Origin of the sequence: Streptomyces sp. MA5143a, from assembly GCF_900290235.1 — a bacterium.
Taxonomy (GTDB): Bacteria; Actinomycetota; Actinomycetes; order Streptomycetales; family Streptomycetaceae; genus Streptomyces.
In genome coordinates this window covers 56,533-76,865 of record NZ_OLMK01000086.1, presented here as the reverse complement: position 1 = coordinate 76,865, position 20,333 = coordinate 56,533, and the positions used below count along the sequence as shown (strand labels likewise).

The 20,333-nt window shown below is 72.6% G+C and carries 17 protein-coding genes; 9 read left to right on the top strand and 8 right to left on the bottom strand.

The features are described 5' to 3' along the window. The first annotated feature begins 119 nt into the window (after positions 1 to 119). Complete coding sequence (locus tag SMA5143A_RS32055) at positions 120 to 1,370, top strand: cation:proton antiporter (RefSeq protein WP_258193857.1); 1,251 nt, start codon at positions 120 to 122, stop codon at positions 1,368 to 1,370. A gap of 135 nt (positions 1,371 to 1,505) precedes the next feature. Here the strand turns inward: SMA5143A_RS32055 and SMA5143A_RS32050 are convergent, their stop codons facing one another. The 5 genes from SMA5143A_RS32050 to SMA5143A_RS32030 all read right to left on the bottom strand — a co-directional run bounded on the left by SMA5143A_RS32050 (position 1,506) and on the right by SMA5143A_RS32030 (position 9,335). Further along, the gene (locus SMA5143A_RS32050; RefSeq protein WP_107466351.1) at positions 1,506 to 2,723 is read right to left on the bottom strand and encodes an ABC transporter substrate-binding protein; all 1,218 of its coding nucleotides are present in this window, start codon (positions 2,721 to 2,723) and stop codon (positions 1,506 to 1,508) included. After that, positions 2,720 to 3,625 (bottom strand): hypothetical protein, encoded by a 906-nt coding sequence (locus SMA5143A_RS32045; protein ID WP_107466350.1) that lies wholly within the window; start codon positions 3,623 to 3,625, stop codon positions 2,720 to 2,722. The genes SMA5143A_RS32050 and SMA5143A_RS32045 overlap by 4 nt, the downstream gene beginning before the upstream one ends. Further along, positions 3,622 to 5,139: a hypothetical protein gene (locus SMA5143A_RS32040; protein WP_258193856.1), complete on the bottom strand. Its 1,518-nt coding sequence runs from the start codon at positions 5,137 to 5,139 to the stop codon at positions 3,622 to 3,624. The genes SMA5143A_RS32045 and SMA5143A_RS32040 overlap by 4 nt, the downstream gene beginning before the upstream one ends. A 108-nt stretch (positions 5,140 to 5,247) precedes the next feature. Continuing rightward, positions 5,248 to 7,566: a tetratricopeptide repeat protein gene (locus SMA5143A_RS32035; RefSeq protein ID WP_181362098.1), complete on the bottom strand. Its 2,319-nt coding sequence runs from the start codon at positions 7,564 to 7,566 to the stop codon at positions 5,248 to 5,250. Between the two features lie 53 nt (positions 7,567 to 7,619). After that, positions 7,620 to 9,335 carry a trypsin-like serine peptidase gene (locus SMA5143A_RS32030; RefSeq protein WP_107466348.1) on the bottom strand — a complete coding sequence of 572 codons (1,716 nt, stop codon included), beginning with the start codon at positions 9,333 to 9,335 and terminating at the stop codon, positions 7,620 to 7,622. 96 nt (positions 9,336 to 9,431) lie between these two features. On the opposite strand from SMA5143A_RS32030, the gene SMA5143A_RS32025 reads away from it, so the two are divergent. Beyond that, positions 9,432 to 9,734, top strand: a complete 303-nt coding sequence (locus SMA5143A_RS32025) for a trypco2 family protein (RefSeq protein ID WP_308408353.1) — start codon at positions 9,432 to 9,434, stop codon at positions 9,732 to 9,734. A 134-nt stretch (positions 9,735 to 9,868) separates the two neighbouring features. On the opposite strand, the gene SMA5143A_RS32020 is transcribed toward SMA5143A_RS32025, so the two are convergent. Further along, positions 9,869 to 10,963: a carboxylate-amine ligase gene (locus tag SMA5143A_RS32020; protein WP_107466347.1), complete on the bottom strand. Its 1,095-nt coding sequence runs from the start codon at positions 10,961 to 10,963 to the stop codon at positions 9,869 to 9,871. 950 nt (positions 10,964 to 11,913) lie between these two features. Here SMA5143A_RS32020 and SMA5143A_RS32015 point away from each other — a divergent pair. Beyond that, positions 11,914 to 12,417 carry an SPW repeat protein gene (locus tag SMA5143A_RS32015; protein WP_181362095.1) on the top strand — a complete coding sequence of 168 codons (504 nt, stop codon included), beginning with the start codon at positions 11,914 to 11,916 and terminating at the stop codon, positions 12,415 to 12,417. Positions 12,418 to 12,441: 24 nt separating this feature from the next. On the opposite strand, the gene SMA5143A_RS32010 is transcribed toward SMA5143A_RS32015, so the two are convergent. Further along, positions 12,442 to 12,861: a hypothetical protein gene (locus SMA5143A_RS32010; protein WP_107466346.1), complete on the bottom strand. Its 420-nt coding sequence runs from the start codon at positions 12,859 to 12,861 to the stop codon at positions 12,442 to 12,444. 151 nt (positions 12,862 to 13,012) lie between these two features. Here SMA5143A_RS32010 and SMA5143A_RS32005 point away from each other — a divergent pair, with 151 nt between their 5' ends. From SMA5143A_RS32005 to SMA5143A_RS31985, 5 genes are all read left to right on the top strand, one after another. Then, complete coding sequence (locus tag SMA5143A_RS32005; protein WP_107466345.1) at positions 13,013 to 14,098, top strand: S-(hydroxymethyl)mycothiol dehydrogenase; 1,086 nt, start codon at positions 13,013 to 13,015, stop codon at positions 14,096 to 14,098. Beyond that, entirely contained in the window at positions 14,095 to 14,730 is a 636-nt protein-coding gene (locus SMA5143A_RS32000; protein ID WP_107466344.1) for an MBL fold metallo-hydrolase, read from the top strand. Before SMA5143A_RS32005 ends, SMA5143A_RS32000 begins: the two co-directional genes overlap by 4 nt. A gap of 196 nt (positions 14,731 to 14,926) precedes the next feature. Next, complete coding sequence (locus SMA5143A_RS31995) at positions 14,927 to 15,289, top strand: bifunctional 3-phenylpropionate/cinnamic acid dioxygenase ferredoxin subunit (protein WP_055717707.1); 363 nt, start codon at positions 14,927 to 14,929, stop codon at positions 15,287 to 15,289. Next, positions 15,286 to 16,446, top strand: coding sequence for an NAD(P)/FAD-dependent oxidoreductase (locus SMA5143A_RS31990; protein ID WP_107466343.1), 1,161 nt, complete (start codon positions 15,286 to 15,288; stop codon positions 16,444 to 16,446). Before SMA5143A_RS31995 ends, SMA5143A_RS31990 begins: the two co-directional genes overlap by 4 nt. A gap of 130 nt (positions 16,447 to 16,576) precedes the next feature. Next, the gene (locus SMA5143A_RS31985) at positions 16,577 to 17,704 is read left to right on the top strand and encodes an aromatic ring-hydroxylating oxygenase subunit alpha (RefSeq protein WP_107466342.1); all 1,128 of its coding nucleotides are present in this window, start codon (positions 16,577 to 16,579) and stop codon (positions 17,702 to 17,704) included. 10 nt (positions 17,705 to 17,714) lie between these two features. On the opposite strand, the gene SMA5143A_RS31980 is transcribed toward SMA5143A_RS31985, so the two are convergent. Continuing rightward, positions 17,715 to 18,461, bottom strand: a complete 747-nt coding sequence (locus tag SMA5143A_RS31980) for an IclR family transcriptional regulator (protein WP_099969249.1) — start codon at positions 18,459 to 18,461, stop codon at positions 17,715 to 17,717. A 200-nt stretch (positions 18,462 to 18,661) separates the two neighbouring features. On the opposite strand from SMA5143A_RS31980, the gene betA reads away from it, so the two are divergent. After that, on the top strand, positions 18,662 to 20,332 hold the full coding sequence (gene betA, locus SMA5143A_RS31975) for a choline dehydrogenase (protein ID WP_107466341.1): 1,671 nt from the start codon (positions 18,662 to 18,664) through the stop codon (positions 20,330 to 20,332). Position 20,333 lies beyond the last annotated feature (1 nt).

Sequence of the window (20,333 nt, the reverse complement as noted above, 5' to 3'; positions counted from 1 at the left end):
CGCGACAGTGTCCCCGATACCGGCGAGTGACGGGCTGACCGGACGCCCGCCCGCCGTACCCGCCTAACCGACACCAGGCACAGACGCCGCCCGCCCTCGTCGACGGAGGACAGACGCCCGTGCATCACACCACCGCCATGCTCATCGAACTCGGGGCGATCATCCTCGCCCTCGGCCTGCTGGGACGCCTCGCCGGAAGGGTGGGCTTCTCACCCATACCCCTCTATCTGCTCGCCGGGCTCGCCTTCGGTCAGGGCGGCATCGTTCCCCTGCGGGCCAGTGAGGGGTTCGTCGCCACCGGCGCCGAGATAGGCGTCATCCTGCTGCTGCTCCTGCTCGGCCTGGAGTACAGCGCCACCGAACTCGTCACCAACCTCAAGACCCAATACCCCTCCGGCGCCGTCGACTTCGTACTCAACGCGGCCCCCGGCGCCGGACTGGCCCTGCTCCTCGGCTGGGGGCCGGTCGCCGCCGTCGCCCTCGCCGGGGTCACCTGGATCTCCTCCTCCGGCGTCATCGCCAAGGTCCTCGGCGACCTGGGCAGGCTCGGCAACCGCGAGACACCCGTGGTGCTCGGCATCCTGGTCCTCGAGGACCTCTCGATGGCCGTCTACCTGCCGATCCTCACCGCCCTGCTCGCCGGGGTGAGCCTCGCGGGCGGTGCCGTCACCCTGCTGATCGCCCTGGGCACCGTGGGCGCCGTCCTCTACATGGCCCTGCGGCACGGCCGGCTGATCAGCCGTGCCGTCTCCTCCGACAACGCCGAACTGCTCCTCCTGGTCGTCCTCGGCCTCACCCTCGTCGTCGCCGGGGTCGCCCAGCACCTCCAGGTCTCGGCCGCCGTGGGCGCGTTCCTCGTGGGGATCGCCCTGTCCGGTGAGGTCGCCGAAGGCGCCGGCAACATCCTCACCCCGCTGCGGGACCTGTTCGCCGCGGTGTTCTTCGTCTTCTTCGGCCTGCACACCGACCCCGCCGACATCCCGCCGGTGCTCGTCCCGGCCCTCGCGCTGGCCGCCGTCACCGCCCTCACCAAGATCGCCACGGGCCACTGGGCGGCCCGCCGCGCCGGCATCACCGCGAAGGGCCGCTGGCGGGCGGGTGGGACCCTGGTCGCCCGCGGCGAGTTCTCCATCGTCATCGCCGGACTCGCCGTCGGCGTGGAACCCCGGATCGGTCCGCTCGCCACCGCCTACGTCCTGATCCTCGTCGTCCTCGGTCCGCTCGCCGCCCGCTGGACCGAACCCCTCGCCCGCCGTGTCACCGACCGCGTCACCCGACGCGTCGCATCCCGTCCGGCGGCCCCGGCCGTGGAAGCGGCGGCCGTGGCCGAGCCCGTGGAGCCCATGGAGCCCGTGCATGCGAGCGGTTGAGCACCGGAGAGCGACACCCGGTGGTACAGCACCGACCGGGGCCGCCGAGCCGGACCGGAAGGGGCTGTCGCAGGGTCGGGAGGGGCTGTTGAGCGGGGTCGCCCGTGTGAGCCGGGGCCTTTGTCGGCCGGCTCGTCAACCGCCGCCGCACACCGGCAGGGTGGGGCGGCGGTCATCGCTCAGGGTCTCCAACTCTCCTAGCAAAGCGTCCAGTTCACGGGGAGCGACCAGGAAACGTAGCACCGCCTGGTGGAACGCGTCGCGCAGGGCCGGGGGCATGGTGTCCGAGGCGTCCCAGCACAGCCGCCGCTCCGCGCCCCGCAGGATCGAACCGATCCGCCGCCTCGGCGCGTCCTCGGGACCGTCCGGTGCAGGGGCCCTGCGGTGGGCGGTGAAGTCCGGCAGCCGGGTGCCGGGGTCGGCCAGGAACCGGATCAGCTTCTTCGCCTCGTCCGTCGCGTTGAGCAGGGCCGCGAGGTCCCCGGAGACCTCCCAGTGGTCGGCGCCCTCGCGCGCGCCCGGGATCACCTCGGCGGAGTGCACGAAGTCACCCGCCGACGGCTTCCAGTGGCCGGCGCGGAACGACCCCAGATGCTCCAGGTTCCGTCGGGGGCAGTCCCGGGCGAAGTTGTCCTGGAGCAGGCGGTCGACCCGGGACCGGTCGCCCGCGCCCACCATGTCGCCCCACGTCCGCCATGCCTTCCGCACCCGGGGGTCCGTCCACGGGAGGCGGCCGTTCGCCCACCGCGCGTACACCTCCGGGCCGGCCTGCTGGAGCAGGATGTCCTCCACCCAGTCGGTGCCCGGCCAGCCCGAGGTGGCCCCGGACTCCATGCCCACGCACCAGCGGCCGGGCTCACCGGCGGCCCGCCCGATCCCGGCCCCCGACAGATCGCCCCCGTGCCACACCATGCTCTTCAGACCGGTCTTCACCGGCAGCCAGTACGTGCGCTCCCGGCCGTCCCCTCCCGCCACCTTCGGCACCCAGACCCCGCCGTAGTCACCCGCCTCGAACAGCCCGTCCAGCGGCTCCAGTCGGCCCTCGGCCGCGTACGCCGTCAGCTCGCCCGGACCCGGCAGCAGCGCCACGTCGGGTTGGGTACCGGCCGCCAGATCAGCGGCCAGCACCTGGCTCAGGGCGGAACTGCCCTGGTACACGACGTCGATGCGGTGCTCCTCCTCGAACGGCCGCACCGCCCGCTCGAACTGCTCCCGCTCGGCGCCGCTCCAGTTGGCGAGCACCGTGACCGACCCCGTCCAGCCCCCCGTCAGACGCACCGCCACGACCACCGCGGCGAGCAGCACCAGACACACCCCGACGGCGACGACCGTCCGGGTCCGCGGGCGGCTCACCGCGGACCCCTGAACCGGTACTCGGAGATACGCGGCCCCAGCCCCGACACCGTCAACACCATCAGCACGACCCCTCCGACGAGCACCCAGCCGGACAGCGACGCCCAGAAGCCGGCGTCCGCCATGTACCGCTCCACGTTCGCCCCGGCCTCGGGGATCTCGTCCGCCGACCGGGCTCCGCGCAGCTCGGCGAGCGAGTCACCCATCGCCCGCCGCGCCCGCACCGTGAACCAGCCGAGGAGCACCACCCAGCCCGCCCACAGCACCGTGGCGGCGAGCAGCCACGGCTGCACGGCGGTACGGAAGCGGCGCCGCGCGAACCACTGCGCCTCCACCAGCGCCCCGCACAGCGCGAGGCCCAGCACCGCCACGGTGCCCCAGCCCAGCCACAGCGGCCACGGGAACGACGCCTGCTCACGGGCGACCGCCAGCCGCCGGTCCCGCAGTTCGTCGAGGCGCTCGACGATGTCGTCCCGGCCCCGCTCCGCGTAGTGCAGGAACGCCGCGCGCAGCGACGCGTCCTCCTCCCGCCCCGCCTGCTCCACCCACGCCGAGTACACCGTGATCAGCCCCGTGATCGTCTTCAGGGTGTGACGGTCCGCCGGGCCGGCGACGTTCTCCGACGCCGCGACGGCGATGCTCTGGTGGGCCACCGATATCTGGGTGTGGAAGTCGCCCGTCGCGTCCGGCGCCGGCCCGCTCCCGTCGACGGCCGCGTGCGCCCGCTGCACGGCGTTCCTCGCGGTGTCGACGGCCAGGATGCCCGGCGCGCTCGACGACGCCAGTGGCACGGTGTCGTCGTGCACGCCCCGGTAGGCGGCGAACAGCACCAGGGTGGAGACCACCGAGAGCAAGAGCAGCACCCGGAGTCTGCGCACCAGATCACGCCCGGTGGAGTTCACGCCCGCTCCCGCAGGTCGTGACCGCACAGGGGGCAGAAGCGCGCCGTCGCCGGCGTCCGCTCCCGGCACGAGGGGCATCGCACGGTGGCCGCGACCGGGTCGCCGAGGAACATGTCGTCGGTGGAGCCCGCGTCGGGCCCGTACGTGCTGTGGCTGCTCGCGGTGATCAGATGCTCGAAGTCCACGGCCGCCACACCGGGACGGAGCCGGACCCGGCCCGCCTCGGCGTCGAGGACCTCCACCAGGCGCTCCAGCCGGTCCAGGGCCTGCTCGGCGCCGATGGCGTGGGCCAGTTGCACGGCCCGGCCCAGATGGTGCTCCGCTGCGTCGCGCCGCCTGCCGCGGTGGGCGTCCGTCGCCGCGGCGACGGCCTCGCCGAGCCGCTGATGGCGCTCGAAGTGCTCGACCTGGATGTCACTTTGCCCGGACAGCGCCACGTCGTCGGTCCAGTGCACCACGCACGGCAGGGGCGGCGTCACCTCCACGCCCCGGCCGCCGGGCACGTCGAGGGCGACGACCGCGAGCTGAAGATCCTCGCCCGAGGGCATGCCGGTGGGGTCCGCGGACAGGCACAGCTGGTACCGGCGGGTCTCGTCGCCCCACGCGCGCGTGACGAACCGCAGGGTCCCGTCGCCGTCCGTGCCCACCGGGTCCAGCTCCACCTCGGTCGGAAACACTTGCTTGAGGGAGCGCACCCGGGCCCCGGCCGTGGGGGTCACCGCGATCACCAGTTCCGGGATGCTCTTCGCGAGCAGACGGCGCGTCAGCCGCGCGTACTCCTCGGGCAGGGACGCCTCCTCCCGCACCGACGACGCCGTGCCGTGCAGCCGGCTGGTGATCCGCAGCAGTTCCCGGCCGTCCCAGCCGTCGCCGATGCCCCAGGCGTCGCACACGAACCGTCCCGCGCACGCGTCCAGGACCTCCGACAGCGGCATCAGCTCGTCGTGCTGGTTCTTGCCGTCGGTGAGCAACAGGACATGGCCGATGGGGGCGTCCGCGTCGATCAGCAGCCTGCGGGACAGGTCCAGCCAACTGCCGATGCAGGTGCCGCCACCGGCCACCAGGTTCAGCACGGCCCGTTCCGCCCGCGCGCGGTGGCGGGCGTCGGCCCGCGCCATGGTCGCCGTCGTCGGGTAGACCAGGTCCGCCGACTGGGTGCCCCTGACCACCGCGAAGGGTGTGCCGTCCGGCAACAGCCGCAGCGCCGCCACGGCCGCCTGATGGGCCGCGCGCAGCTTCTCCTGCGGATACGCCATCGAACTGGAGCAGTCCACGGCCAGCACCTGCGCCAGCATCGGGCCGACGCCGGCTCCCTGCGTCCCGCCGCCCTGCGTCCCGTCGGCCTCGACGGTCAGGATCGCGTGCATCTGCGGTTCCCGCGCCTCGCGCGACAGGTACTTCCACTGGCTGAGGTCGAGGCCCACCGACGTGGTCCCCGCGGCCCCGCCGCCCGCCGTTCCCTCGTTCCCCGTTTCCTCGTTCCCCGTTCCCTCGTTCCTCGCGTGCTCGTTCACGCATGCCCCTGTGTCCACGGTGTCCGTGCTCCTCGCCCTCGTCCGCGGGCCTCGGCCCGCCCGGCCCGTTCACGGCCCGCCGACGTCCCGGCCGCGGGCCCCGCACCTTCACGCCGTCCGTCGCCGGCCCCGCAGCAGCTCCCGCAGGCGGACCGGCTCCGGGAGCACCGCGTACGCCCGGTCGAGCAGCTCACCGCGCTCGACGGCGCTGCCCGCCTGGTCCGCGAGCCTCCTCAGCGAACCCGACAGCCGGCTGCTCAACGCCCCGCGGGTGTCCAGCGGCCCGAACACCTCACCGGCCGGGAAACGCGGCCCCCACCCGCCGGGCGGTCGGCACACCAACGCGTGCTCGCGGACCTCGGTGACCAGCCGGTCCCAGGCCGCGCCGCCCACGAGCTGCTGCGCCGGGCCCGCCAGCCGCGCCAGCCGCCGGTCCGCGTCGGCCAACTCGTCCACCGACGGCCCCGATCCGGCCAGCCGGCCGACGAGCACCCGGACCGCGGCGACGCGCGCGGCGTCGTAGTGCCGTGACGTCGTCGGCACCTCGTCCAGCACCGCGACCGCCCGTGCCCGGTCCCCCCGCCGCAGATGGAGCCGGGCGAGCCCGAAGGCCGCGCTGCCCTGCGTCCGGTCCCGCCGCCATACGGCCTCGTAGTACGCCTCCGTCCGGTCCTCGGCGGCCGAGCGGTACTCCGCGCAGAACCCCAGCGCCAGCTTCGGCGCCGACTCCCCGGGCAGCGCGGCGTAGGCGGCCGCGAACTCGGCCTCCGCCCGCTGCACCTGACCACATGTCAGCCACAGCAGCCCCTGGTGCCAGAAGCCCCGCCAGTCGTAGGCGCCGCTCCGCTCGCGGGCCCGGTCGAGCCATCGCGCGGCCCGGTCGGTGTCCCCGTCGGCGAGGTAGGCGCGGCACAGCCACCACGCCGTCTCGACGGTGCCGAGCGCCGGGTCCCGCTCTGCGCGTTCCGCGATGCGCTCGGGGCTGCCGGAGACGAGACCGCCGAGCAGGACGGCGGCGGGATCCCCCGGATCGGGGATCGGCACCGGCAGCGCCCGCGCGGTGTCCTCGGGGGCCGGTGCCCCGACGGGCAGCTCCGGCGTGTCCGGCCCCGAGCGGCGGGTCCAGTGGTCCAGTGCCGGCACCGTGCCGAGGGCCGCGCCGAACACCGCCGCCGTCGGCTCGAACCGGGTGGAGCGCTCCGGGTACGGCGGGTGCCCGCTGAGCGCCTGGTGCTCGCGCAGCACCTCCCACAGCTGACGGGACATCTCGGCCGCCGACGTGAAGCGGGCCGCCGGCTCCGCGTGGGTGGCCCGTCTGATCAGCGCGTCGAAGGAGCGGGCGGCGAGCCCCGCGGCGGGCTCGGCGCGCGCGGCCAGGGTCTCCAGGGTCCGGCCGACGGTGAAGAGGTCGGTGTCGAGGTGGAAGCCCCGCTGGTCGCGTTCCTTCTTCGGCGGCGCGTAGCCCGAGGTGTAGACGAGCGTGGAGGACCGGTCGTCGGTCCGCCGGATCGCCCCGAGGTCGATGACCTTGATGTCGCGCCCGTAGTGGATGACGTTCTCGGGCTTCATGTCGCAGTACAGCAGGCCCTGATGGTGCAGGTACTCCAGCGCCCCGAGGATCTTGCAGCCGTAGGTGATCACATGGCCGATGCCGAAGGAGCCGCCGAAGAGGGCCGCGAGTTCCGCGTCGGAGGCGCGCCGGATCCAGTCGAGCGAGCGGCCGCCGACGTACTCCATGACGATGTACCCGGTGGGTTCCGTCTCGTCGGGCTCCTGGTGCCGCACGTACGTCACGATCCGCACGATGTCCCGGTGGTGGAGCGTGGTGAGGGAGCGGCGCTCCTCGACGGCCGACCGCCGGGCGACCGCGTCCCCGGTGTTGATCAGCCCCTTGAGGACGACATGGAGGTCCGGCACCCGGGTGTCCTCCGCCAGATAGACCCAGCCGAGGCCGCCCACCGCGAGGAAGCCGAGCACCCGGTAGTGGTCGCCGACCCGGTCCCCGGGGCGCAGCTTCGGTTCGAAGGAGTACGCGCGGCCGCACTGGGGGCAGTACCCGTGAGCCAGGGCGGGGCCGCCGGGGAAGGCGACGCCGATGGTCCCGGCGCAGTTGTCGACGCCGCAGCGCCGGCCGCCGGTGGGCGGGGCGGCGACGGTGGCCGCGGCCTCCGACGGGTCGGGGGAGGGGACCTCGGGGAGGATCACCAGCCCGTCGTTGTCGAGGGTCTCCGCGGCCGACCGGGCGGACCGCGGGGTCCGCTTCCCGGATGCGGATACGGATGCGGATGCGGATGCGGATACGGACGTGGACGTGGATCCGGACGGGGACGCGGATCCGTGTTCGCGTCGGGGCGCGGGCCGTGCCGGGGTCGTCCGGGCCTGGTCGGGGGGCCGTCGGTGACAGGTGTCGCAGAAGCCGGTCACCATGATGCGGCCGCCGCCCGGGCAGTCGGGCCTCGGGCACGGCACGGGTAAGGACGTCATGTCGCGGAGGCACCTCCGTGTCCCCGCCCGCGCGGGGCCCGGCGGTCGACCCGGCGGGTGTACGCCTCCACGGCGGCCTCGGCGGCCTTGACGTCGCACGGCCTGGCCCGCAGCAGTTCGTGCGCGCGCAGACGAAGAGCGTCCAAGGTCAGGTCCTCCTCGTTGCCTCGTACGGAGTTCAGATGCAGGTCGTGGTAGCCGCGGAGCCTGCCGTCCAGCTCGTCCCGCCGGTCGCGCAGCGCGTCGAGGGCGCGGACGGTCCTGCTCAGCCGTGCGGCCACCCGCTGGGCGAGCCGCTCGTAGCGGGCCAGCTCCGGGTGCGGGCCGCCGTCGTCGGCGCCCTGCCCGAGCCTGAGGGCGGCGAGCGCGGCGTGCGCCCGTACCAGGTCGGCGTCGGCGGGGCGCACCTCGTCGGCCCGTACGGCTCCGAGGCCCTCGTGGAGGGCGTGGGCGAGCGGACCGGTGATCTCCTCCAGCCGGGCGACGAGACGGGCGCGGCGCTCCCGTTCGGGTTCGAGGACCAGTTCGCTCCGGGCGCGGTGGTAGACGGTACCGGCGTCGCGGAAGACCAGCAGGAGGCGGTTGCCCTTGGCGCGCAGGGCCTTCAGCAGTTCCAGCAGCGCGGGCGGATCGGCGGCCTCGTCGACCCCGACGACGACCAGGGTGAGGGTGACGTCCGCGGCCCTGATCCGCTCCGCCACCGGGTCCGCGGGATGCTGCCACAGCCCCATGCGCTCGGCGATCCGCTCCCCGATCTCCGCGGAGGTCAGTCCGGCCGCGTCCACGGCCAGGTCGTGGCCGCCGGCCGAGGGGACGGTGCCGGGCGGGTCGAGGGAGGCGCGGCCGACGGACGCCGCGGTGCGCAACTCCCGGTCGGCGAGGGTGATCGCGCGGCGCAGCGTGGCGGCCCGTACCGTGTCCCCGGCCGGGACCAGGCTGATCTTCACCTGCTGTCCGTCGTCCTGGAGCCAGTCGGCGAGGCGCTGGGCGAACGGCTCGTCGAGCAGCGCCTCGGCCGTGTCCTGGCGGGTCGTCCTCAGCCCGTCGTCGACGGCCGCCTTGCCGCGGGTCCACCGGCGGACCTGGGGGAGGTGCCGGACGATGGTCTCGGCCGGGCTCATGAAGGAGAACTGGTTGCCGTGCTGGTCGGAGATGCCACTGAGGACCATGCCGATGACCTTGCCGGTCAGGGTGTCCATCACGCCCGAGCCACTGCATCCGGGACTGGCCAGCTCACCGGGGCTCGTCGGGCTCAACTGGACCTGACCGTCCCGTCCGCAGCCGCCGACGATGCTGGCCCGGAACCAGATGCCGCCGTTGTGGTCGTAGGGGAAGCCGTACATCTGGACCGCGCGGTTCGGCGCCGAGAGGCGGTACAGCAGGGTCGTCTCCGCCACGGGTCTCGGCCGTTCGAGGCGGAGCAGCGCCACGTCGCCGAGGGGATCGCCGTCGAAGTCACGGGTGTTGGGCACATACGCGTCCCCGTCGACCCACGCGGCGACCGAGGGCACCAGGAGACCGGGCGCCGCCCCGACGAACTCCGCGGTAAACCGGGCCTCCCGGTCCTCGATCACATGGGCGCAGGTCAGCACCCGGTCGGGGCTCAGCAGAATGCCGGCGCCCGCGATCCTTCCGTCGGCCCGGCGGATGCGCACAGCCCAGCCGGGCGTCTCGAGTGACGAACCATCAACGACTCCCCCGTCGTCCGCCATAGCACAACTATACGAGCGACGCGTCCCGGCGCATACTGGGACGACAGGGATCAACGGGCGTGCGGGGGGTGCGAGTTGACCGATGGGCCGGGGTTCGTGGGATTGACCGAGGTGATCCGGCAGATCAGGGGGGAACTGGAGCGGGCCCAGGACGAGGCGCAGGGCCGGTCCCTCGGATTCAGTGTCGACAAGGTGAGTCTCCAGTTCACCGTGCAGGTCCACCAGTCCGGCTCGGGCCGCGGCGGTGTGCGCATCGGGGTGGTGACGGCCGAACTGGGTGGCTCCGTCGACCGCCAGACGACCCATCAGGTGCAGGTCGAACTGACTCCGCAGACACGGTCGGGCGGCCGCGTCTCCGTCGGCCGCGGGGAGCGGCCCGGCCCGACTCCCGCGCCGTAGCCGACAGAAGGGTGCCGCCCCGGTGCGGGCGGCACCCGACGTCTCGGGTTCGGCGGAAAGCGGTCCTCGCGGGTCGGACCGGACGCGGCCGCAAGCCGTGACCCCGCCACCGGTACGGCGTGGCCATGCCGACGTCAGGGGAGCGTGCTCTCCGTGGTGATCAGCTCGATGGCCGCCCTCGGGCCGCCGGTCGCGAGGGCGGTCCGCTGCCGGTCAGCCCCGGTGCCGCCCTGGAGCAGCCGGTGCACCAGGCTCGTCACCTCACGGGTGTCGCCGGACGCCTCCAGCGCCGGTCCGACATGCCGCAGCAGCCGGCACAGCACGTCACCGGCCCGGTGGCGCCGACCGTCGGGGCCGATCAGGGTGTCGCTCAGACCATGGCGGGCGGCGTGCCACATGGCCGCCTCCAGCAGCTCCGGCGGGCAGTCGGGCGGGGGAGCGCCGGCGGCCGCCTCGACTCGGGCGGTCTCCACCAGCGCCCGGACGATCCCGGCGAACATCACCGCGTCGTCCGCGCGCAGCTGCACGTCGGGGCAGCGCACCTCGACGGTCGGATAGCGCTCCGAGAGCCGGGCCTGCCAGTACACCTGCCCGGTGTCGCAGATCAGACCGCTCTCCACCAGCTGGTGCAGCCGCCGGTCGTAGTCGGCCGCGTCCCGGAAGGCGGGCGGCATCCCGCTCACCGGCCAGCGACTGAAGACGACCGTGCGCCAGCTGGCGAAGCCGGTGTCGTGGCCGTCCCACAGCGGGGAGTTCGCCGACATGGCGGTCAGGGTGGGCAGCCAGAGGCGAAGCCGGTTCAGCACCTCGACGCCGACCTCGCGACCGGGGACGCCCACATGCACATGCATGCCGTTGACCAGCTGTTCCTCCACCAGCTGCGGTGCCTGCGCCAGCATCGCCCGGTAGCGGGTCTGGTCGGTGACGGCCATGGACCGCGCGTCGCGCAGCGGGGGCGTGGCGGCGGCGGCGATACGGCAGCCGTGCTCCTCGGCGGCGGCGCCCACGGCGTGCCGCAACCTGAGCAGGTGACCGCCGATCTCGTCCAGGGTGTGGCACACCGGGGTGGTGACCTCGACCTGCGACTGGAGCAGCTCGTAGTGCACCTCGTGCTCCTCCGCCAGGTGCGCCAGACACGCCGACAGGCGGACCTTCTCGGCGTAGGGGACCGGTAGGCCCGTGACAGGGTCGACCAGCATGTACTCCTCTTCCAGGCCGATCGTCGTCATCAGTCGCCCTCTGCTCGGCTCGCTGCCGTGACCGGCACGCGAGGAACCCTGGCCGACACCCGTCCCGCGGGGTTGATCACCTCAACTCAGGCGCTTGCTTCTGGGACGATCCGAGTGCCCAGCCGCTTCACCGCAAACCCGACACATGTGTGCCCGGCGGCGCCCCGCACCATGCCGCTCGGGAACTCCGGGAACGCCCGGAGGAACCGTTTTGCGTCACGGTCGTGAGGGCCGCCGCGGACGGGACGGCGCGGCCGTCACCACCGGGTGCGAGCGACTCCGTCGACCGGGCGAAGCCCCAGGTCAACCACGCCAGACGTCCTCCAATCGCCGCCGCTCCCTCCACCATTAGAGACCGCCGCGGCCTCCCCGGCCACTCCGGACCCGAGGGCGCCCTCGACCACCCCCGCCACGCCGGACACGCCGGGCGCTCGGTGCCGGGGCGGGGACGGGTGGGCGCCGACGCCTCGGCGGCCCCGACCGCCTTGGCGTGGTGGCCGGCCGCCCGGGGTCGGCGCCTCGGGGGAGGCGCGGGAACTCGTGGCGTTCCTCGGCCCGGGCGTGCTCCCGCACCTCCGTACGCGGCCGCGTAAGCCGAGGTGGGAACCTCGGGTCGTCGGTGCCCAGGTCGTCCAGATCCGCCAGGGTCTCCTTGGCGGCCCGTTCCTCGGCGAGCCGGTCGTCTCGACCACCTGACCGCCGCCGGCCAGGGCGCTGCGGCGGCGGGGTGGACGACCTCCTCCTCGGCGGTCTCGTGCACGGCCGGCAGTCGCACGAGCCGGCGGAAGGCGTACCGGCGCTCCTCGCCGGTGCTCGCCCGTTCCGGCCACCCCCTTCCCCGGTCCCGACCGGCACTTCGAAATGACCTGATTCATGGCATTCGCGTGGGTACTCGGGCTTCGATCGGGGGCACGCAGTTGATCGTGCCCGACGCAAGCAGGAGGCGAGCAATGACCGACCAGACCCACACCACCCTGGAGTCGCATCCCGACATCGTCGAGATGCGGGAACGTCACGCCCGGGCCGAGCGGGCGGCCTCGACGCAGCAGGGGCAGGCGGTCGAGGCGCTGGCCCTCATCACGGGGCTGTACCTGGCTGCCTCGCCGTGGATCGCGGGATTCAACGACCTCGGCACCCTGGCCATCAACAACCTGATCACCGGTATCGCCTACGCGCTCCTGCTCAGCGGCTTCGGCCACGCCTACGAGCGCACCCACGCCAGGGCGTGGGCGGCGGCGCTGATCGGAGTCTGGACCATCGTCGCTCCGTGGGTCGTCGCCGGAAACGTCGACACCACGCGGACCGTCGTGAACAACATCATCGTCGGCGCCGTCGCGCTGCTGCTGGCACTGGCCGCCGGAGCCGCGGCGAGCGAGACCGACCGGACGGGCCGGAGCGGCCGCACCGACATGAGCGCCCGCGGCGGTGGCCGCATGGGCCGAACGACCCGCTGACCTCGACCCTCGCCTCCTCGGCAGTCAGGTGGGGGAGGGGCGCCGACGGTGAGGCGCATGCCGCCGGGAGTCCTGACAGGGCGGCCGTGTGCGGTGGGGCCGCGTCGGCGAGGCCGCCGACGGGGCGGTGGCCGCGTCGGCCGTACGGCCCGCCACCTCGCCGGGCAGCCGGCGCGGCAGACCGGCCGCCCGGGAGAGGCGCACCGTGGCCTCGTACAGCCCGACCCTGTCCAGCCGCGGGACGCCCCAGGGCTCACCCCCGTCGGTCACGACCTCCAGCTCCGCCGCGCACGTCAGTCCGCGTGGGTGCAGTGCGGGAGCGCCGCGCAGCCGGGCCAGCAGCCGGAATGCGGTTTCGACGGCGACGGCGACCCGTCGAAGCGCCGGGCGCCGTGGCAGGTGCGACGTCTGCCGGGGCCGGTGCGAGAGGGGCCGCTCGGTCATGGTCGGCGGGTCCCCTGCGGGGCCTGCCGGAAACCCCAGGTCGAATCCTTGACCCCGGGTCCGCCCTCCCCGATGCTGTGTTGCGGAACATGCGTTGTGTACCGCCATAAGCAACATCAGTCTGAGGTCTTGTACCAGCCGAGGAGTGGCCATGGCTCACCAGGTCCGTGCTGTCGTCGCGCGGGGGAAGGGCGCCCCCGTCAGCCTGGAAACGATCATCGTGCCCGACCCCGGACCGGGTGAGGCGCTGGTCAAGATCGAGGCGTGCGGGGTCTGCCACACCGATCTCCACTACCGCGAGGGCGGCATCAACGACGACTTCCCCTTCCTGCTGGGCCATGAGGCCGCCGGTGTCGTGGAGTCGGTGGGGGAGGGGGTCACCGACGTGGCCCCCGGTGACTTCGTCATCCTCAACTGGCGTGCCGTGTGCGGGCAGTGCCGGGCCTGTCGGCGCGGCCGGCCGTGGTACTGCTTCGCCACCCACAACGCCAAGCAGAAGATGACCCTGACCGACGGCACGGAGCTGTCCCCGGCGCTGGGCATCGGCGCCTTCGCGGAGAAGACGCTGGTGGCGGCGGGGCAGTGCACCAAGGTCGACCGCGCCGCGTCCGCGGCGGCCGCCGGTCTGCTGGGCTGCGGTGTCATGGCCGGCATCGGCGCCGCCATCAACACCGGCAACGTAGGCCGCGGTGACAGCGTCGCCGTCATCGGCTGCGGCGGGGTCGGCGCCGCCGCGGTCGTCGGGTCGAACCTGGCGGGCGCGGCGAAGATCATCGCCGTGGACATCGACGACCGCAAGCTCCGGACCGCCGAGAAGCTGGGCGCGACCCACACCGTCAACTCCCGCGACACCGACGCCGTCGAGGCGATCCGCGAGCTGACCGGTGGTTTCGGCGCCGACGTCGTCATCGAGGCGGTGGGCCGCCCCGAGACCTACCAGCAGGCCTTCTACGCCCGCGACCTCGCCGGCACGGTCGTCCTCGTCGGTGTGCCCACCCCGGAGATGAAGCTGGAGCTGCCCCTGCTCGACGTGTTCGGCCGCGGTGGTTCGCTGAAGTCGTCCTGGTACGGCGACTGCCTGCCGTCCCGTGACTTCCCGATGCTCATCGACCTCCATCTCCAGGGCCGACTCGACCTCGACGCCTTCGTCACCGAGACCATCGCCCTGGACGACGTCGAGAAGGCCTTCGAGCGGATGCACCACGGTGACGTGCTGCGCTCGGTGGTGGTCCTGTGACGACCGGCGCCCGTATCGAGCATCTCGTCACCTCGGGCACGTTCAGTCTGGACGGCGGCACCTGGGACGTCGAGAACAACGTGTGGATCGTCGGCGACGACCACGAGGTCGTCGTCATCGACGCCGCCCACGACGCCGACGCCATCGCCGAGGCCATCGGTGACCGCAGGCTGACGGCCATCGTCTGCACCCACGCCCACAACGACCACATCGACGCCGCGCCCGCCCTCGCCGAGCGCACCGGCGCCCCGATCTGGCTCCACCCCGACGACACGCCGCTGTGGAAGCAGACCCACCCCGAGCGCGCACCCGACGGTGAACTCGCCGACGGTCAGGTCCTGACGGTGGCGGGTGTCGGGCTGACCGTGCTGCACACGCCCGGCCACGCCCCCGGCGCGGTCTGCCTGTACGCGCCGGACCTGGCGGCCCTCTTCAGCGGCGACACCCTGTTCGCGGGCGGACCGGGCGCGACGGGCAGGTCGTACAGCGACTTCCCCACCATCGTCGACTCCATCCGCGACCGGCTGCTGACCCTGCCCGGCGACACCGTCGTCCACACCGGTCACGGGGGGACGACCACGATCGCCACGGAGGCCCCGCACCTCCAGGAATGGCTCGACCGCGGTTTCTGACCAGCTCGACCGAGGCTCCCCGCGCGGCGCCCGTACTGCCTGTTTCCGCAGGTGGTGCGGGCGTTTCGAGCTGTCTTGAGGACGGCCCGGGGGCACGTTGGAAGCGGGCCTTTCGACGCCTTGACAAGGGTTCAGGGCGACCCCAGACTGATGTTGCGCTTACCGCAATCCGTTTCGCTATACGCACCGAGGTGTCATGATGATTCCCGCGTGCCGTCTCGCCGATCTTCCGCGAGGCGAGGCCATCCGGCTCGACATCGACCCGCCGGTCTCGGTGTTCCACACCGACGACGGCGAGGTCTTCGCCATCGACGACACCTGCACCCACCAGGACGCCTCGCTCGCCGACGGCTGGCTGGAGGGCTGCGAGGTGGAATGCCCGCTGCACGCCTCGAAGTTCGACCTGCGGACCGGAGCGGTCGACGCTCCGCCGGCCAAGCTGCCGGTGCGGACGCACGAGGTCGTCGTCGAGGACGGCATGATCTATGTGAAGGTGTCCACGGACGCCCCCAACCTGCCGCCCTGCGTGGCCGCCCGGCTCGCCGGTGGTCCCGCGTGAGGACGGTGGCCGTCGTGGGCGCCTCGCTCGCCGGCCTCTCGGCGGCGCGCTCGCTGCGGAAGCAGGGCTACGACGGGCGGCTCGTCGTCATCGGCGACGAGCTCCACCGCCCGTACGACCGGCCCCCGCTCTCCAAGGACTTCCTTTCCGGGGTGCTCGGCGAGAGGGACCTCGCGCTGGAGACGGACGGCGAGGACCTGCGGGCCGAGTGGCTGCTCGGCACCCGGGCCGTGGGACTCGACGCCCGTGAGCGGACCGTCCGGCTCGCCGACGGCGGTGCGGTGCGGGCCGACGGCATCGTCATCGCCACCGGCGCAGCCGCCCGGCAACTGCCCGGCTCCGAAGGCCTCGCCGGGGTGCATGTCCTACGCACCCTGGACGACGCCCGCGCCCTGCGGGACGAACTGGCAGGCGGCGGACGGATGGTCGTGATCGGCGGCGGCTTCATCGGCGCCGAGGTCGCCTCCACCGCCCGGGCGCTCGGCCTGGACGTCACGGTCGTCGAGGCGGCGCCCACACCGCTCGCCGGGCCGCTCGGCGAGGAGATGGGCCGTATCGTCTCCGCCCTCCACGCCGACCACGGCGCACGGCTGCTGTGCGGGGTCGGCGTCAAGGGGCTGAGCGGTGAGGCCAGGGTCGACGCCGTCCTCCTGGAGGACGGTCGGACGATCCCCGCCGACATCGTCGTCGTCGGCGTGGGTGCCCGCCCGTGCGTCGAGTGGCTGGAGGGATCCGGCATCGCGCTCGACAACGGCGTGACGTGCGGCGCCGACGGCCGCACCAGCCTCGCCGGCGTCGTCGCCGTCGGGGACTGCGCCTCCTGGTACGACCCGCGCGCCGGACACCACCGCCGCGTCGAACACTGGACCGGCGCCCAGGAGCGGCCCGCCGCCGCCGTCGCCACCCTGCTGGCGGGCGGCGCCGTGGAACCGGGAGTGCCCCGGCCGCCGTACTTCTGGTCCGACCAGTACGGCGTGAAGATCCAGTTCGCCGGTCACGCGGCCGGCGCCGACAGCGTGACCGTCGAGCAGGGCGCCGCCGACGACCGCGACGTCCTCGCCGTCTACCGGCGCGCCGGACACCCGGTCGCCGTGCTCGGGATGAACCAGCCCCGGTTGTTCACCCGCTGGCGCAAGCAGCTCGCCGCCACACCTTGACACCGCAGCCGCACCACCCCAAGCTGCGGTTCCTCATGGCGCGCAGCGTTGCTCCACACACAACGCCGTCCGGAGTGGCTCTTCCCGGCGCGTGACAGTCCGATCCACGACGTTTCCCGAGGAGTGCACCGTGACCTCGACCAGCCTGCCGGACAGCCTGATCGCCACCCTCCCCGGCTCCTCCTACACGGATCCGCAGATCTTCGCCCAGGAGCAGGAGCACATATTCGAGACCATGTGGTTCTGTGTCGCGCGCGCCTCCGAACTGGCGAAGCCCGGCGCGTTCCGCACCGTCGACGTGGGCCGCGAGAGCATCCTCGTCACCCGCGCCCGGGACAACTCGATCCGCGCCTACTTCAACGTCTGCCGGCACCGTGGCGCCAAGCTCTGCACGGAGGAGACCGGCGAGGTCAAGCGGGCCTTCCAGTGCCCGTACCACGCCTGGACGTACGACCTGAACGGCAAGCTGGTCGCGGCCCCCAACCTCACCAAGATGCCCGACGTCGGCCGCACCGAGTACGGCCTGGTCGGCGTGGCCGTCCGGGAATGGCTCGGCTATGTCTGGGTGTGCCTGGCGGAGAACCCGCCCTCCTTCGAGGAGGACGTGATGGGCGCGGTCGTCGAGCGGCTCGGCGACATCGCGTCCATCGAGCGCTACGACGTCGACAACCTCTCCGTCGGCAAGCGGATCGTCTACGACGTCAAGGCCAACTGGAAGCTCATCATCGAGAACTTCATGGAGTGCTACCACTGCGCCACGATCCACCCGGAACTCACCGAGGTGCTCCCCGAGTTCGCGGACGGCTACGCGGCCCAGTACTACGTCGGCCACGGCGCGGAGTTCGGCGAGGAGGTGCGGGGCTTCACCGTCGACGGCTCCGAGGGGCTGGACCGCATCCCCGGCGTCTCGGACGACCAGGACCGCCGCTACTACGCGATCACCGTCAAGCCGCAGGTCTTCATCAACCTCGTCCCCGACCATGTGATCTTCCACCGGATGTACCCGGTGGCCGTCGACCGCACGATCGTCGAGTGCGACTGGCTCTACCTCCCGCACGTCGTGGAGAGCGGCAAGGACGTCAGCCGGTCCGTGGAACTCTTCGACCGGGTCAACCGGCAGGACTTCGACGCGTGCGAACGCACACAGCCGGGCATGAGCTCCCGGATGTACGCCAAGGGCGGCGTCCTGGTGCCCAGCGAGCACCACATCGGCGCCTTCCACGACTGGGTCAGCGAACGGCTGGGCGGCCGGTCGTAGCGTCCGGGGATCAGCCCAGGTAACCCATCCGGTGGCTGATCTCCTCGGCGCCCTTGATCAGCACCGGCGCCAGCTCCCGCATCCGCTCCTCGGTGAACCGGTACGAGGGGCCCGAGGCGGTGACCGCCGCGATGACCTGTCCCTCCCGGTCGAGGACCGGGGCGGCCATGGCGTGCAGGCCGATCTCCAACTCCTCCTGGGTCCAGGCGTAGCCGGCCTCCCGCACCTCCGCCAGATGCTTCTCCAGCCTGGTCCTGGAGGTGATGGTGTGCGGCGTGACCTTCTTCAGGCCCGCCTCGGCCAGCAGCGCGGCGCGCTCCTGGGCGGGCAGGTACGCCAGCAGCACCTTGCCGCTCGACGTGGCGTGCAGCGGGGTCAGCTGGCCGACCCAGTTGTGCGCGGTCACCGCCCCGGGGCCGCGCACCTGGTAGAGGTTGATCGCGTAGTGCTCCTGGAGCACCGCGATGTTGACGGTCTCGCCGATCTCCTCCGCGAGCCGCTCGCAGACCGGGCGGCCCTGCTGGGTGATGTCGATACGGGCCGTGACCGCGCCGGCCAGGCGTACGATGCCGAAGCCGAGCCGGTACTTGCCGCGCTCGCCCGACTGCTCCACGAGGCCGCGAGCCTCCAGGGCGCCGAGCAGACGGAACGCGGTGGACTTGTGAACATCGATCTCGGCGGCCACCTCACTGACGCCCGCCTCCCCGCGCTGGGCCAGGATCTCCAGGACGCTGATGGCGCGGTCGACCGACTGCACTCCACCGGACTGTGAATTCGAGGTTTCGGTGTCTTGCCTGTGGTTGCTCACAACGAAACTATACGCGCAGTAAACAACACGATTGCAAGTAACAGGCGCGAAACTCACCGGGACAAGTTGCGTTGCTCGCAACCTGGTGCGTATTGCGATACCGGTCTAGCATGCCTCGCGTACCGATGGCGCGAGCGAGACGAGGCACCATGGCTCCCCTGCACTACGACTTCGTCATCGTCGGCGGCGGTTCGGCCGGCAGCGCACTGGCGAACAGACTCTCCGCGGACCCGGCCAACCGTGTGCTGGTCCTGGAGGCCGGCCGGTCCGACTACCCGTGGGACGTCTTCATCCACATGCCCGCGGCGCTGACCTATCCGATCGGCAGCCGGTTCTACGACTGGAAGTACGAGTCCGAGCCCGAGCCCCACATGGGCGGCCGGCGCGTCTACCACGCGCGCGGCAAGGTGCTCGGCGGCTCCAGCAGCATCAACGGCATGATCTTCCAGCGGGGCAACCCCCTGGACTACGAGCGCTGGGCGGCCGACCCGGGCATGGAGAGCTGGGACTACGCCCACTGCCTGCCGTACTTCCGGCGCATGGAGAACTGTCTCGCCGCCGACCCGGACGACGAGTTCCGCGGCCACGACGGCCCCCTCGTCCTCGAACGCGGCCCCGCCACCAACCCGCTGTTCACCGCGTTCCTCAAGGCCACCGAGGAAGCGGGCCACGCCCCCACGGACGACGTCAACGGCTTCCGGCAGGAGGGCTTCGCCAAGTTCGACCGCAACGTCCACCGCGGCCGCCGGCTCTCCGCCTCCAAGGCCTACCTCAAGCCCGCCAGGAAGCGCCCCAACCTCACGGTCACCACCCGCGCCCTCGTCACCCGCGTCCTCTTCGAGGGCAAGAAGGCCGTCGGCGTCGAGTACCAGCGCGGCAAGGGCGCCCCGACGCAGGTCCGCGCCAGGGAAGTCATCCTGTGCGGCGGCGCCATCAACTCCCCGCAGCTGCTCCAGCTCTCCGGCGTCGGCAACGCCGAGGAACTGAGCGCCCTCGGCATCGACGTCGTCCACGACCTCCCCGGCGTCGGCGAGAACATGCAGGACCATCTGGAGGTCTACATCCAGTACGCCTGCAAACAGCCGGTCTCCATGCAGCCGTACCTGGCGAAGTGGCGCGCCCCCTTCATCGGGCTCCAGTGGCTGTTCCGCAAGGGGCCCGCCGCCACCAACCACTTCGAGGCCGGCGGCTTCTGCCGTAGCAACGACGACGTCGACTACCCCAACCTCATGTTCCACTTCCTGCCGATCGCGGTCCGCTACGACGGCTCCGTACCGGCCGGCGGCCACGGCTACCAGGTGCACGTCGGCCCCATGTACTCCGACGCCATCGGCTCCGTGAAGATCAAGAGCAAGGACCCGCGCGAACACCCCGCGCTGCGCTTCAACTACCTCTCCACCGAACAGGACCGCCGCGAATGGGTCGAGGCGGTCCGCGTGGCCCGCGACCTCCTCAACCAGCCCGCGCTCGCCCCCTACAACGGCGGGGAGATCTCGCCCGGGCCGTCCGTCGAGAGCGACGAGGAGATCCTCGCCTGGGTCGCCAAGGACGGCGAGACGGCCCTGCACCCGTCCTGCACCTGCAAGATGGGCACCGACGAGATGTCCGTCGTCGACCCCACCAGCATGCGGGTGCACGGCGTCGAGGGCCTGCGCGTCGTGGACGCCTCCGTCATGCCGTACGTCACCAACGGCAACATCTACGCGCCCGTGATGATGATCGCGGAGAAGGCCGCCGACCTGATCCTCGGCAAGGAGCCGCTGCCCGCGTCCACGGCGGCCTACTACCGCCACCGTGACGCCCAGAAGTCGGCGGGGTAGA

Coding starts and splice junctions, on each gene's coding strand:
- SMA5143A_RS32035 (WP_181362098.1), bottom strand. CDS start 7,566: ATGGTGACCGGCTTCTGCGACACCTGTCACCGACGGCCCCCCGACCAG.
- SMA5143A_RS32030 (WP_107466348.1), bottom strand. CDS start 9,335: ATGGCGGACGACGGGGGAGTCGTTGATGGTTCGTCACTCGAGACGCCC.
- SMA5143A_RS32020 (WP_107466347.1), bottom strand. CDS start 10,963: ATGACGACGATCGGCCTGGAAGAGGAGTACATGCTGGTCGACCCTGTC.
- SMA5143A_RS32015 (WP_181362095.1), top strand. CDS start 11,914: ATGACCGACCAGACCCACACCACCCTGGAGTCGCATCCCGACATCGTC.
- SMA5143A_RS32010 (WP_107466346.1), bottom strand. CDS start 12,861: ATGACCGAGCGGCCCCTCTCGCACCGGCCCCGGCAGACGTCGCACCTG.
- SMA5143A_RS32005 (WP_107466345.1), top strand. CDS start 13,013: ATGGCTCACCAGGTCCGTGCTGTCGTCGCGCGGGGGAAGGGCGCCCCC.
- SMA5143A_RS31995 (WP_055717707.1), top strand. CDS start 14,927: ATGATGATTCCCGCGTGCCGTCTCGCCGATCTTCCGCGAGGCGAGGCC.
- betA (WP_107466341.1), top strand. CDS start 18,662: ATGGCTCCCCTGCACTACGACTTCGTCATCGTCGGCGGCGGTTCGGCC.